Source organism: uncultured Kriegella sp. (assembly GCF_963975415.1).
Taxonomy (GTDB): Bacteria; Bacteroidota; Bacteroidia; order Flavobacteriales; family Flavobacteriaceae; genus Kriegella.
On sequence record NZ_CAXBGN010000004.1, the window covers coordinates 516,316 to 530,146 of the forward strand.

The 13,831-nt window shown below is 39.9% G+C and carries 13 protein-coding genes; 2 read left to right on the plus strand and 11 right to left on the minus strand.

Annotation, left to right across the window (positions count from 1 at the left end; translation table 11 throughout):
* The first annotated feature begins 7 nt into the window (after positions 1 to 7).
* Positions 8 to 1,816, plus strand: coding sequence for a hypothetical protein (locus tag AACZ88_RS11960; RefSeq protein ID WP_339710424.1), 1,809 nt, complete (start codon positions 8 to 10; stop codon positions 1,814 to 1,816).
* A gap of 226 nt (positions 1,817 to 2,042) precedes the next feature.
* Here the strand turns inward: AACZ88_RS11960 and AACZ88_RS11965 are convergent, their stop codons facing one another.
* The 11 genes from AACZ88_RS11965 to AACZ88_RS12015 form a co-directional block, all read right to left on the minus strand.
* The gene (locus tag AACZ88_RS11965; protein ID WP_339710426.1) at positions 2,043 to 2,825 is read right to left on the minus strand and encodes an ABC transporter permease; all 783 of its coding nucleotides are present in this window, start codon (positions 2,823 to 2,825) and stop codon (positions 2,043 to 2,045) included.
* The gene (locus AACZ88_RS11970; RefSeq protein ID WP_339710428.1) at positions 2,818 to 3,528 is read right to left on the minus strand and encodes an ABC transporter ATP-binding protein; all 711 of its coding nucleotides are present in this window, start codon (positions 3,526 to 3,528) and stop codon (positions 2,818 to 2,820) included. Before AACZ88_RS11970 ends, AACZ88_RS11965 begins: the two co-directional genes overlap by 8 nt.
* The gene (locus tag AACZ88_RS11975) at positions 3,525 to 4,766 is read right to left on the minus strand and encodes a nitrous oxide reductase family maturation protein NosD (protein ID WP_339710430.1); all 1,242 of its coding nucleotides are present in this window, start codon (positions 4,764 to 4,766) and stop codon (positions 3,525 to 3,527) included. Before AACZ88_RS11975 ends, AACZ88_RS11970 begins: the two co-directional genes overlap by 4 nt.
* The gene (locus tag AACZ88_RS11980; RefSeq protein ID WP_339710432.1) at positions 4,766 to 5,059 is read right to left on the minus strand and encodes a cupin domain-containing protein; all 294 of its coding nucleotides are present in this window, start codon (positions 5,057 to 5,059) and stop codon (positions 4,766 to 4,768) included. The genes AACZ88_RS11975 and AACZ88_RS11980 overlap by 1 nt, the downstream gene beginning before the upstream one ends.
* Position 5,060: 1 nt before the next feature.
* Entirely contained in the window at positions 5,061 to 5,504 is a 444-nt protein-coding gene (locus AACZ88_RS11985) for a nitrous oxide reductase accessory protein NosL (protein ID WP_339710434.1), read from the minus strand.
* Between the two features lie 57 nt (positions 5,505 to 5,561).
* Complete coding sequence (locus tag AACZ88_RS11990; protein WP_339710436.1) at positions 5,562 to 6,227, minus strand: hypothetical protein; 666 nt, start codon at positions 6,225 to 6,227, stop codon at positions 5,562 to 5,564.
* A gap of 126 nt (positions 6,228 to 6,353) precedes the next feature.
* Positions 6,354 to 8,318 carry a Sec-dependent nitrous-oxide reductase gene (gene nosZ, locus AACZ88_RS11995; RefSeq protein ID WP_339710438.1) on the minus strand — a complete coding sequence of 655 codons (1,965 nt, stop codon included), beginning with the start codon at positions 8,316 to 8,318 and terminating at the stop codon, positions 6,354 to 6,356.
* A gap of 38 nt (positions 8,319 to 8,356) precedes the next feature.
* Positions 8,357 to 8,866: a cytochrome c gene (locus tag AACZ88_RS12000; protein WP_339710440.1), complete on the minus strand. Its 510-nt coding sequence runs from the start codon at positions 8,864 to 8,866 to the stop codon at positions 8,357 to 8,359.
* A 368-nt stretch (positions 8,867 to 9,234) separates the two neighbouring features.
* Positions 9,235 to 10,056, minus strand: coding sequence for a universal stress protein (locus AACZ88_RS12005; protein WP_339710442.1), 822 nt, complete (start codon positions 10,054 to 10,056; stop codon positions 9,235 to 9,237).
* Between the two features lie 76 nt (positions 10,057 to 10,132).
* Positions 10,133 to 11,494: an oxygen-independent coproporphyrinogen III oxidase gene (hemN, locus tag AACZ88_RS12010; RefSeq protein ID WP_339710445.1), complete on the minus strand. Its 1,362-nt coding sequence runs from the start codon at positions 11,492 to 11,494 to the stop codon at positions 10,133 to 10,135.
* A gap of 321 nt (positions 11,495 to 11,815) precedes the next feature.
* Positions 11,816 to 11,986, minus strand: a complete 171-nt coding sequence (locus AACZ88_RS12015) for a DUF6747 family protein (protein WP_339710448.1) — start codon at positions 11,984 to 11,986, stop codon at positions 11,816 to 11,818.
* 712 nt (positions 11,987 to 12,698) lie between these two features.
* Here AACZ88_RS12015 and AACZ88_RS12020 point away from each other — a divergent pair.
* Positions 12,699 to 13,823 (plus strand): sialidase family protein, encoded by a 1,125-nt coding sequence (locus AACZ88_RS12020; protein ID WP_339710450.1) that lies wholly within the window; start codon positions 12,699 to 12,701, stop codon positions 13,821 to 13,823.
* Positions 13,824 to 13,831 lie beyond the last annotated feature (8 nt).

Sequence of the window (13,831 nt, forward strand, 5' to 3'; positions counted from 1 at the left end):
ATAAAGAATGACAAACGAACACTCCTTTCACATCCCCGTAATGGGAATAGGTTTTACAATAGATACTCCTTTAAAAGTTTCGCAATTCGGAATCGACTCTGTCATTTCTTTGGTCGACGACATTCTTTTGGAAAAGCTGCGGAAAATGTATTGTGGAAAATTTGAAATTCCGTACACCGAAATAACGGATAAAATGGAAGACTTCAGGGCGAAACGAATTACGTCGTATCTCAACCTAATTCAAGAACTTGCCCTAAAGAAATTCGAAGATTTCAAAAATACCACAACCGCAACAACGAACGATATCAAGGAATATTTCGGAAAGCTACCAGATACCGCTGCCCTTAAACAAGAATTCGAGCAGTTGACCAAAGATTGTCTTAATCTCGAGGAAATTGGAACTTGGATCAGATCGCGCATGCCCATGGGTAGTATCGATGTCAACATCATGACCAAGGTCGACAAGGAAAATTATATCAAAAAGGAAAAACTATCAACAGAATTTAACGATGCGCATGCTGCGCTACGGGGCTTTATGAATAGTGGCTTGAATTCTTCCGTAATTCTTTCCGCTGGAATGAATCCTAGACTGTATAGTTATTTGGAGCAATTCGATGACTTTTATCCCGATAGCAACGGAAACTTAAAAAAGAAGCTTGTTTTAAAGGTCAGTGATTACCGATCTGCCTTGATTCAAGGAAAATTTTTGGCCAAAAAAGGTATTTGGGTGTCGGAGTACCGCATCGAATCAGGACTCAACTGTGGTGGTCATGCTTTTGCCACCGATGGCTATCTGATGGGCCCAATATTGGAGCAGTTTAAAAGTAATAAAGAAGAATTGACAACCCAGATCCACGACTTGATGATTACGGCGTTGGAGCAGAAAGATCGACCGGTTCCCAAAAGGTCTCTACCGTTAAAAATTTCGGCACAAGGTGGTGTGGGGACTTGCGAAGAACACGAGTTTCTTATAAATCATTACCAAGTCGATTCTGTAGGCTGGGGCACGCCATTTTTATTAGTTCCTGAAGTTTCAACCGTAGATAAAACAACCTTGAATAAACTCGTGGCCGCTAAAGAAGATGATCTTTATTTAAGTAATATTTCGCCTCTGGGTATTCCCTTCCACAGCTTAAAGGGAAATACCAAAGATTTGGAAAAAGCGAAGAATCTGGCCAAAGGTAGGCCCGGAAGTGCCTGCCCCAAAAAATTCGTCGCCCTGAACAAAGAGTATAAAGATGAAGGCCTTTGTACAGCGTCGCGGCAGTACCAACATTTAAAATTACTAGAACTGAACAAAGAATCCATTTCCTCGGAAGAATATCAATTGCGATACACCCAAATTACTGAAAAGTCATGCACCTGCGTAGGGCTGGGCACCTCGGCCCTATTGGTCTATGGATTGGACACAAAAACCGAGGGCGAAGGCGTTTCGATCTGTCCCGGGCCGAATATGGCCTATTTTTCAAAGATCGCCTCCCTTTCAGAAATGACCGACCATATTTATGGAAGGGCCAATCTAATTAACCGATCCGATAGGCCCAACATGTTTATTAAAGAACTTTCTATATACTTGAAATATTTAGAAGATCAAATTACCGAGTCTCGAAGATCGGTTACCCGAAAACAAAAACAGTATTTACTGAAATTTGCAAACAATCTTAATGAGGGAATAGCTTATTACAAAGTGCTTTTCATCAATTCTGAGGGGTTCAAATCGTCTAAGGCAAAAATTCTATATGATTTTGAATGCGGCAAAGATGTTTTGGCGAAGTTGATCACGGAAATCGAAGCCCTTGAACATGCATCGACATAATTATAAAACAGCGGTAGAAATGAAGGCTATCTGACCTCATCTTCCCATGTACCATCTCCGACAGAAAAAAAGAAAGACCAAAAAAGCTAATTACAACTAGAGCAATTCTCGAACCTTGTTTAAGCTGTACCGATTTCGGCGCCTCAAAATACGGATAGCCTGTGCGCTGCCGAATTTGAATTGAGTATTTCTCCCCTACTTTGAACGTAGGGGAGAAATACCAATGCTAAAAATCTTTTTTCTTCGATACAATTACCAGTCGCCAAATAGGCAAAGCGGTCCAAATTACTAACATCAGAATAGAGATCAGCAACCCTTGATCAGTTCCAAAAAATTGCTTGAAAACCGCTCCTGTATACCCTAAGAGTGCAGAAATGTCTAATTTTAAAAGGATAAGCGTCCGCGACAGATCAATGGGATTAAACATGGTCGCTACTAAGGAAAAAGTGTCTAAAGGATACTCTTCGTAAACGATTAACGACATAAGAAAAAGTCCATCGTAGATAACGGCTAAAAATAACCACAAAAGTACAGCATAACCAAAGCCTTTAATCTTGTTTTCGTTCGACAGCGCAATATTGAATGACAATGCGGTAAATATCATAGTCAAAAAGCCTCCTGTGACCAAAAGGAGGGAAAAATCCCAAATGGCATCGCTTTTAAAAAGTCCATATAGTGCAAACGGAATGGCCAGTCCAAGTACCAAACTTAGCGTAAGTGAACCGGCTACTCCGAAATATTGCCCTAAAAAGATGGAGGAACGTCTAATGGGCTGGGCCAATAACAATTCGGTAAATTCTTTGGAATTATAAAAATACATCACCCCAAAAATGGTGCCTATCAACGGTACTAAAACAATAATAACGTTCATTAGGGTAATGACCGCTTTTGAAAGATCTTGGTTCAAAAACAACAACACGAAGCCCAATGCCAAGTAAAAAAGAAAATATACATAGCTCCAGCGACTGCGCATTAAATCATAAAAACTATATTTAAGTATCTTAAGCATCGGTGGTGGTTATGGCTATGGCCGCTATGGCATGTTCAAAATCTTGCTGCCCGGTTTTTATTTTCAAGTCAGGAATACCTCCTTTGAAGTAAATTTTTCCTTCCAAAAGATATACAATCTCATCGGCCACTTCTTCTACAAAACCCATGATATGGGAAGTAACCAGAATCGTCTTACCTTTCGCCCTTTCTTCGTATATCAATTGTTTTAGGTGAATTAGGGCAAGGGGATCCAACCCTGTTGTAGGTTCATCTAAAATGATAAGTGGACTATCGAACATTAAGGTTAAAACAATATTTACCTTTTGTTTGGTACCCCCTGAAAGTGTGCTTAATTTCTTGTCAAGAAAGGGCTCGAGAGAGAATAAGGTTATCAAACGTTCCGCGTCGCTGGGCTCTTGTCGTAGGTCTTTAACCATTCTAATGATTTCCTTTACCCTAAGGTTTCCAGGGAAATTTGCGATTTGGGGCAAGTACTCGATTTCTTGTCGGTACCTCCATTTGTTTTTTATGGGTTTTCCCAAAACAGAAATTACACCCTTGTCTGGTACGACCATCCCTAATATTGCCTTAATCAAGGTCGTTTTCCCTGAACCGTTCGGACCAAGAATAGCAAAAATACCACTTGGCCCCATATGCAGATCCAGACCTCTCAATACATGGTTTTTTCCGAATTTTTTATATAAATGCGCTATTTGTATCATTTGGATTTTTTCATTAGCGGATTTACGTCCAACAAATTATCTGGTGTAAAAACAGGAGACACCTTTTCCGAAAAATCAATAATATCCATGAATAGGCTTCTGAGCAGCACTATGGTTTCCGGTGTTCTGTTTACGATATATGAAAACAGTTTTACTGGACGGTAAGGCACATCACCAATTCCATTCTTATCAAGATCGTAACCTGTATAATCACTCCAAAAATTAGTATTGAATATATTATCGTTCAAGTTGCCATTATACGAGATATCAAAGGAGTTGTATAAAAAGTTATTCTTTACGAATGAATTGGCATAACAAGCCCCGCGCACTTTAATAGCCCATCCGTTATTAATAAAATCATTGTTTTTGTAGATTATACGGTTTGATCCTTCGATATTGATACCGACAGTATTCTCGGCAAAAGTATTTCCACTAATTTCAGCGTCGTTAATTTCTTTTAAAAGCATACCAAAAGCCGCTGTACCCCAATTCTTTTGGAAGGTGTTTCCATGCATTTTTATCCGTTTAGAGAACATGACGGCTACCCCCGCCCCATTATTCTCAAAAGTGTTGTTCGTATACACATCATCGTTAGAAAACATAAAATGAAGACCGTACCGTAGATTATTGGCACTGGTGTTGTCTGCTATGGTAATATTGTCTGAAAACTCTAGGTAAATACCATCGCGAACATGTTGAACAATATTCTGCTCAACTTCGATATTCTTTGAATACCAGAGTTGTATGCCGTTCCCAGAATTATATTCGTCTACGGCATCTCCGATAATTTTATTATGGTATACCCTCCCATTTTTCGATTTCTCTAAATAGATGCCAAAAAAAAGTTTTTCCAGCACCACGTTCTGTATCACAAAATTTTCACTCTCTACCACCCGTATGGCGGCGTAATCAGCGGTATAACTTGTTCCTACATTGATAATAAAGAGTCCGTCAATGGTTACGTTATCCGCTTGAACGGTTATGATTTCACCGTTATCTTCCCCATCGACAATAGGATAATCTTCCCCGATAAGGGATAATGGTTTCGTTATCTGAATATTAAATTCGTGATACCGCCCTTTTTTGATCAGAAGGGTATCAAAATCTGCGGCTAAGGCAATGCCCTCTTTAATTGATTTTATCTCGCAAGAAGGACAAACAATTAGGGCTTTAGCGAATAGACTTTCACTAATAAGCAGCAACAATAGTATCAGATATATTGGGCTTCGAAATGTCATTATCTGATAATCAAAAATTTTGAATTCTCATTCGCCTCGACCCAATGCGAAACCTCTTTAGGGAAACTAAAATGCTCTTGCGTCTTTATTCGAAAAACCTTCTCGTTAATATGGAAAAGAATATCGCCCTGAAGAACAATTAAATGGGCATCCGTGGGAGAAGTATGTTCAGGAAAAATGGATTCCGCCTCAAGGCTAATGGTTAAAATTTCAAAGACATCGGACTTTACAAGTTTTTGAACCTGAAGCTTGTCAAAGGATTGTGATGCTATCGTATTATTTACTGCGTACATTCTATTTGGTTTTTGTATCAAATTTATTTTTAAGTTCTTGCCAAGTAAATAGTTTCCCTTGGCTTTCCAATTGTACATTTTTTGCCGCTTCTTCAGAGTCGAAGGCTGTTAAAAACTCTCCCATCGGACTTGGAATATTTTCGCTTATCAAATAGGTAGCCTTAATGGCATCTGTCAATTCGCCCGGTCGATGATAGGTATTGGTTAAATACAGCGCCACATCGGCAGTGTTCATATCCCGCAAATAATTCATCATACATTCCGCGGCATCAAACTTAAAAGCTTTGCCTTTTGAGGTCACAATTTGCGCTGCATGTTGCTGATCAACAATGGTCATGCTACAGAAATGACAACCGTCACTACCATAGTCGATAGGTTCAGGTTTTACACTGCATGATATAAAAACTAGTAGCGGCATGAACAGAAATACAAAATAACCTTTCATCTGATCCTTTATTTTAGTTGTTCGTTCGACTTCTGAATTTGCTTTTGAGGCCAGTCGCTAGTTTTCCGTTTCAAGAAATTCACCTTTTGGCCATTTTACGGTTTCTTCCTTTATGGAAGATCTACTACTTGTCCTTCCTATTAAAAAAGCTAGAGCTGTCATCATCATACCGACAAACATCATCCACGCTCCCGTGGAAGGTAACGAGGTCACGTCAAAGTTTAACATTTTTTGGTGCCCCAATAAAGGTGGTTTATAGGTCATGGGAGTTCCATCAAGATTCGTCACTTTTATAATTGCATTGGGATCTAGATTTGAGCCATAGTCGGTAAGCCAGGCGTTAAAATCATACATTCCCAAAACACCTAATATGGACATCAACACGAACCACCCCAGAAACCACGTATATTTAACTTTATCAAAAAAGCCCAGTATTCCAATAAGCACCCCAAGAGATACCATTCCGATAATGACCATGGGGAAGATATCAAACTCCCACATTTCTCCTGCCTTCGGTATGGTTTTCATGCCGATGTAATGGTTGAGTCCGTCAATATTCTGTAAATCGAACTCTGACACCCCATGTATCCCAGAAATATGAATATTCATACCCAATGGATCCGGATATTGTGGTGCCCCCAACATAATATTCCATAACGGGAAAGCAAACAACCCCAAGAGAAATAATGGGCCTATTATCATTAAAATACTTGCTTTTTTCATTTCTCGTTATTTTTAGCAAATAAACCGGAGTGTTCGTTGCCAGTGCATTTCATTTTAAAAAAGCGGGGCGATCTTGCAATACGACCCGCTTTTCCGTTTGAAAGAAAGGAGTTAGTGTTAATAATTTTACTCGCCCAAGGACCAAGAAATCTCAATCTTTGAATTGGCTGGCGATACTCTTACATACCCCTGCATTTCTTGATGCAGTGCCGAACAGAAATCGGTACAATAGAAGGGCCATACACCGACTTGCTTGGGTTCCCAAACGGATGTCTTGGTCTGCCCCGGCATAATCAATAACTCTGATGTGTTCTGACCGATTATCGCAAATCCGTGTGGCACATCAAAATCTTGCTCGTGGTTTGTAATATGGAAGTACACTTTGTCGCCTACCTTGATTCCCTCAATATTATCGGGCGTAAAATGACTTCGTATGGTGGACATATAAACATGTACCTCGTTACCCTCCCGTACTACCTTGGCGTCGGTTGGCGTGGTTATTCCAAAGGGGTGCTTGTTCTCGTCCAATCGATAGATTTTTTTCGATTTCGGAGCCAAAAGTTCTGCCGGGCAACCTGCGGCATAATGTGGTTCGCCGTGTGTTGGGAAATCATAGATCAGCTCCATTTTGTCTCCTGAAATATCGTACAACTGGGCGGAGTGTTCCATTTCGGGCCCGGTGGGCAGATAGCGGTCCTTGGTTATCTTGTTCATGGCGACTACGTACTTGCCGAAAGGCTTTCTAGAATTTCCTCCAGGAATCATCAAGTGACCCACTGAATAATAGGTAGGCTTTCTATCGATAACCTCCCAAGTACCCAATTTCCACTTTACTACTTCCGAAGAAATAAAGAAAGTGGTAAAGGCATTACCCTGTCCATCAAACTCGGTGTGTAGGGGGCCGAGGCCTCCACTTTTGACCTGACCTGCCAGTACATCCTCAAATTTCAGGATAGGAATGCCGTACGCTTCCCCATCGAATTTTTTTCCTTCGATAGCGGCCAACATCTTGTCGAAAGAGTGTACGGTCAAATCGGCGGAAAGTTTTCCGTTACCGATAATATATTGTCCTGTCGGATCTACATCACAACCATGTGGTGACTTAGGAGTAGGCAAGAAATATACGGCTCCAGGTATTTTTGTCGGATCTACGGTCAACACTTCCTTTTTCATGGTCGAAGTCGCCGTATGGGTCCCTTCGTCATATACGTTGTGCGCATAATTGGCAGGCATTTTCGTGCCTCCGCCAGCGTTTACATATTCCTCAATTTTCTTCCAGTTGATCGCAGCGATAAAGTCCTTATCGTTTTGGGAGGCGTTGACCTCCAAAAGGGAGTTCGCTTCTTCGGTATTATACGTGGTAAAAAAGAACCAGCCGTGTGATTTTCCCCTACCAGGATGCGAAAGGTCATAGTTGAACCCCGGCATTAATATCTGAAACTCTAAACTCATATGACCATGTTCGGGATCCACAGAAATAAAACTCAAAGCACCCTTAAAGTTGCCCTTGTACTCCTTAATGGGCATATCTTGTTGTGGAACAGGCACAGAGAAGCGGGTTCCTGCCACTACATACTCCGTGTTTTCCGTAATAAAGGATGAACTGTGGTTACCCGCACTATTGGGTACTTCAATAATTTCCTCAGTCTCAAAAGTAGTCAAGCTTATACGTGCAATTCTGGGTGTATTATTTCCGTTGATAAATATCCATCTTCCATCCAATTCACCGTTCGTTTGGCTTATATCGGGGTGGTGTGAATCATCCCATGGAACAAAACCGAAAGAAGTGTTCAACATTGGCTTGGTTTCTTCCGAATACCCATAACCGGAAGTCGCAAATTGTGAAAAAACCGGAATTTCTTTGAACATTCGCCCAGAAGGCAAGCCGTATACGGTAAGGTTACCACTGTAACCACCCGACATAAAGGCATAAAAATCATCATGTTCTCCCGGGGCTACATACACTTTTTCGGCATTGTTCGAACTAAGGGCCCCACTGGAGGCACTATTGCCTTTCCCTTGGTTTCCACAACTGGAAAATATCAGCGTCAGCACCAATAAGGTTGTTGAGAAATGGCTATACTTTTTCATTCTGTAAATTTTAGTGGTTATACAATTTGTTCTCGTAGCTATAAGGTTCTAAAGTACTCCAGTACGGCCCTAGCCTGTTCTTCGGTAAGACCTTGGTTGGCCATAGGCGCTCCGTTAAATTCACCTAATAATTCTTTGGCCAAAGGATCTTGTTTTACCATAACTTCAGGATTCAAAATCATATTCATAACCCATTCAGGACTCCGTCTTTCCAAAACACCGATGGGGGCAGGTCCAATAAACTTTTTGTCAACCTTGTGGCAAGCCAAACACATTCGGCCATATATTTCCTCTCCTTCTTTTGCCATGGCTTGATCAATTTCGGCATCTAGTGTAATCGACTTTATGGGACCAACGCCCTTATTGTTCAACGCTACGCGCTCCGAAGGTGGCGTAGCACTCACCGCAGGAGTGGCTTCAACTGGTTTTTCGGTTGTCGTTTTAGTTCGATCAACACTAAACCCTTCCTGCTTCTTTTCCTCTTTTCCCCCACAAGCCATAAGCAGTAGTGAAAATATAATAGTGACACTTTTACTTCTTATTTTCATTAGATTTCTGGTTATTAATTATATTTCAAAAGTAGAGGTAACCGTGCAGGAAAAACATGACAATTGTCATAATAAAGATAAAAACATCCTTTTATCCTTAATTAAAACATACGGAACTCAAGACCTTAACCAAAAATCATCTAAAGCAATGTATAAACTACTGTTTTAGAAGAGTTTAAAATAAATATAACTCCTAAATATAACTCAAATGTTTCTGGCTAATTCAGAAAATAAACTCAGACAGGTTCAAGAAATACACGTAGAACGGGATAAGAAAAAGGGAGAAAACCGAGATGGTTTTCTCCCTTTTTCGGAGAGCAATGTTATTTTAAAAAAAGCCATAAACTTTAGGGTTTATGAGCTACGCTTCAAATCTTAAATGTAACCACGGGAATTTTAGAATGGTTGGCGATATCTTCACCAATACTTCCCATAAAGAAATGAGATAGTCCTTTACGACCATGGGTCGGTATACCTATACAATCTGCGCTTATCGATTTACTATAATTTAAAACACCTCGTTCTACACTATAATCGTTATAAATCTTAACCTCAAGACCAGCATTTGCCTTTTGGAGAAACCCATTTATTCTATTATAGGCATCGCCCGTGCTAAGGAAATTATCACCAGGGGTATTGATGTACACCAATTCAATTCTCGCCGACAACAATTCTGCAAATTCTTTTGCTTTTTGAAAAGCAGGCAAACTACTATCTTTAAAATCACAGGCAAAGACAAAGCGATCAACTTTAAAATCGACCTGTTCACCCTTTACGACCAACACCGGAACATTTGAGTTTCTCACAACCTTCTCTGCATTGGAACCCACGAATATCTCTTTTAATCCGTCGGTACCGTGAGACCCCATAACAACCAAATCTGCTTGATGTTTTTCGGCCACTTCGTTTACTTCGCTAAAAACTTTAAAATGTTTAACTATTGGCGTAACCGTTATTCCTTCTAAATAAGGTTTGGCAAGAAATTCACTGAATCGCTTTTCCGCAAGTTTCAATAGAAAAACGGTCTGTTCAGGAAAGATTCCTTCAGACGATGAAATCATCGCTTGATTCAATTCTAGCATGTGGAGTGCCAAAATATTCGCACCGTGTTTTTTAGCCAGGGAAGCTGCCAATCGAAGGGCATACTCAGACTGTTCAGAGAAATCAACGGGTACAATCATATTTTTCATGGGTTCAGATTTTTATATTTTAATGAAAATTGACTAAAAACATTATCCAAATAAATTTAATGTCATGGGACAAAAGCTAAATTGTCAAAGAAAACAATCGCTTTTCAGGTGTCTTACGGTGCAAATGTGCATCAAAGGCCATACATATATTTCGCACAAACGGCCGACCTGCATCGGTCACGCATACCTTTTTCGGGGTACATACCACCAAACCATCCAATTCCAGCTCCATTAATCTTTCCAATACTTTTTCAAAGTTTGGTAATTTTTCATTTTCACCTCCCCAAGTTGTCTCAAACCTGCACATTAAATTTAAAATATGTCTTCGAATAAATTGATCTTCATCGGTCAAAATATGCCCTCTATAAATAGGAATTATATCATTATCTACCAAGTGCCGGTACTCTTCAATGCTCTTTACATTTTGCGAAAAGCTATACCAACTATCGCTAATACTAGATGCTCCTAGACCAACCATCAATTGCGTTTTAGAAGCCGTATAGCCCATAAAGTTGCGGTGAAGCCCACCAGTCAGCATTGATTGGTACAACCCATCGGAGGGTAAGGCAAAATGGTCCATTCCAATTTCATGATACCCTACTTTCGAAAGTAATTTTTTCCCTTTTTCATATTGATTTCGCTTCTCTTCCGCAGTGGGCAAATCGTCGTCTTTGTACCCCCGTTGTCCGTTCCCCTTTAACCAAGGAACATGGGCATAACTATAAAATGCCAAACGGTCGGGCATCAATTCTTTGGTCTTTAGAATTGTTTCCTCTACATGTTTCAGGGTTTGATGTGGAAGTCCAAAAATAATATCATGGCCGACAGAGGAATATCCGATTTTTCTCGCCAAATCGGTGACCTTTTTTACGTTTTCAAATGGCTGTATTCTATGAATCGCTTTTTGAACGGTTTCGTTGTAGTCTTGTATACCAAAACTCACCCTTCTAAAGCCTAAATCATAAAGTGTTTGAAGATGCGCCTCGGAAGTGTTGTTGGGATGGCCCTCAAAACTAAATTCATATTCTTCCGCACGGTTGGCATATCTAAAAATACCTTCAATCAGTATTTTTAGGTGTTCAGGAGAGAAAAAAGTAGGGGTTCCGCCACCCAGATGCAGTTCTTTGATAATTGGTTTTTCAGAAAAAAAATCGATATACAATTTCCATTCCTTTAAAACCGTATCGATATAAGGCAACTCAACACTATGACGCTTGGTAATGCGTTTATGGCATCCACAAAATGTACACAAATTTTCACAAAATGGTAAATGGATATATAGACTAATTCCTTCAGACCTGTTAGTTTCTATAAAACTTCGTCTAACGGTATTTTTCCATTTTGCACCCGAAAAGCCATCCATATTCCAATACGGTACTGTCGGGTAACTCGTATAACGTGGACCGGGGACATTATATTTTTGAATTAAAGTGCACATTTAGATCTTGTATTTTATACAAAACTAACATGCCTTAAGACGTAAAAATATGATAATTGTCAGGTTGCCCGATTATGACCCCGATCTTAAATATATGCTTGCGAAACAGCCACTCAAAAGCAATTGCATGGCTACCAATAGACATTTGTTACAATCAGTGGTTTTTCCCACAGCATATGTCGAGGAAAATTCCATTGAAAAATTAGTCTATTTAGAATACCAGAAAATGTGATTTTTTTAGATAGTTCCGACAAAAAAAGCATTCTAGTCAACGCTCAAAACTCATTCGCCAATTCGGAAGGAGTCAAAGTTCTGACATGCTTAATCGAACGCAAACCCAGTAGCCACACGGTAAATAAAAGCATACAATACAATAAAGAACATTGCAAAGCAAAACCAGGCAAACAGTTTAAAATATTTTTGAACAATAAAATTGCCTAAATTTTTAAATCCTTCAATGTAAACCTCTTTTAGTAGTAAAATTGTTTTCATAAATCTTTATTTTTATTTGCTACAAATTTCCGACGCAATTATTGACCACACACAGATTCTAGTTCAAACACCTAAAAAATGGATGTTATGTTTAACAATTATATCTCATTCGTTAAACAGTCATTCTAGACGGATGTATGGTACCGGATGGAAATCATCACTCTTACAACTTGTCAGATTTTTCGGTAATTTAACCCTGTGACCCACTCCATAAGCGCATGGAACCATGTATGCCAACAGTGTAGGAAGATATTCACACTTCAAGAGTTGGCCCAGATTCGTTGAGATCTCAATTCATTTAATTTATCACATTTGTTTACAGTGATAGGAACTATTATCAAGCCACTTTTCACAAAAATTTGCAGATGCGGTATAAAAAGGAAGCAACTAAACTTAGAATATGGCGAAGCACGACTTCAACAAACAGTACCCCCCTGTTTGCTCCCACTCTATAAATACATACAATGGGGCGAGCCAGCTATCATATTGTTATCACGCTTTTTTCGTATTGCCAATGGTTTGAGTTCGCTCTGAAAAAAATCGTTACAAAAGCTATGTTTTGATTACCAAACAAAAAAAGAGATTGCGCTGTTTTAAGAAATCATTTTAGCTATCTTACCATCTGTATTTTTAACCACGACCAAATAAAAAAATGGATATAAATAGTAACCGAAGTAAATCGCAGTTAATAAAGATCTTGCCACTAATCTTTATGTTTTTTCAGAGTATCACAAGTTTCGCTCAAACAGACGGTAAACAAATTGAGCACGGCATTGTTTTTTCGGAAGATGGAAAATATGGTGGTTGGCCCGCCAATCACGGTATTTGGTCTTGGGGAAATGAACTTTTGGTCGGATTTGTAGAAGCGCCTTACAACGAAACAGCCCCGGGAATGCATACCTACGACATCAAGTCTTCGGGAAATAAATATGCCAGAAGTTTAGATGGTGGAGTCACTTGGACGATTACCGATGCATTTGACATCGGGCAAAAAGCTTGGGGCCACGACAACAATATAGCCCCTGAAAATGCCGTAAAACCGATACCCTTGACAACCCCCATTGCAGACTTTACAAATTCTGGTTTTGCATTGACTTTCCTCAGACATAATAATCACAATGGCCCGTCTCATTTTTATTATTCAAACAACAAGGGCAAATCTTGGGAAGGAGCGTTTATCTTCCCTGACCTCGGAACACCGGGTATCGCAAACCGTACAGATTATATTGTCGATGGGAAGCACTCGTTAAGTGTTTTTATTACCGTAGCGAAATCAAATAAAAGAGAGGGAAGAGTCGCTTTGGTCAGAACGGTGGATGGCGGACTCAATTGGACATTGATTTCTTACATTACCCCAGAGCATGAAGTATTTGACATAATGCCTTCTTCCCTGAGACTTTCCGAATCTGAATTGCTCACAACCATTCGAACGCGAGTAAAAGACGGTTCAAACTTTATCAGCAGTTATAAATCAACAGATAATGGAAAAACTTGGAAAAGACTCAAAAATCCGGCTCCCGACACGGGAAGGGGCGGTTCACCACCGGCACTTGCTCAATTAAAAGACGGAAGGTTGGCGCTGGGCTATATTAATCGCAGCGACCATGGCTCGCGAGTACACGTCAGATTTAGCGATGACAACGGTGAGACATGGGGAGACGAAGTTACACTTCGAAGTGGAGATGGTGCCAATCGCGATTCAGGTTACCCGAGATTAACGCAAAGATCTGATGGAAAATTGGTCATGGTCTACTATTGGAACAACGTTCTTTTGAAAAACTCTAAGCCCTATAGATACATCGCTTCAACAATTTTCGACCCCAACGACTGGAAATAGGCGGTTGA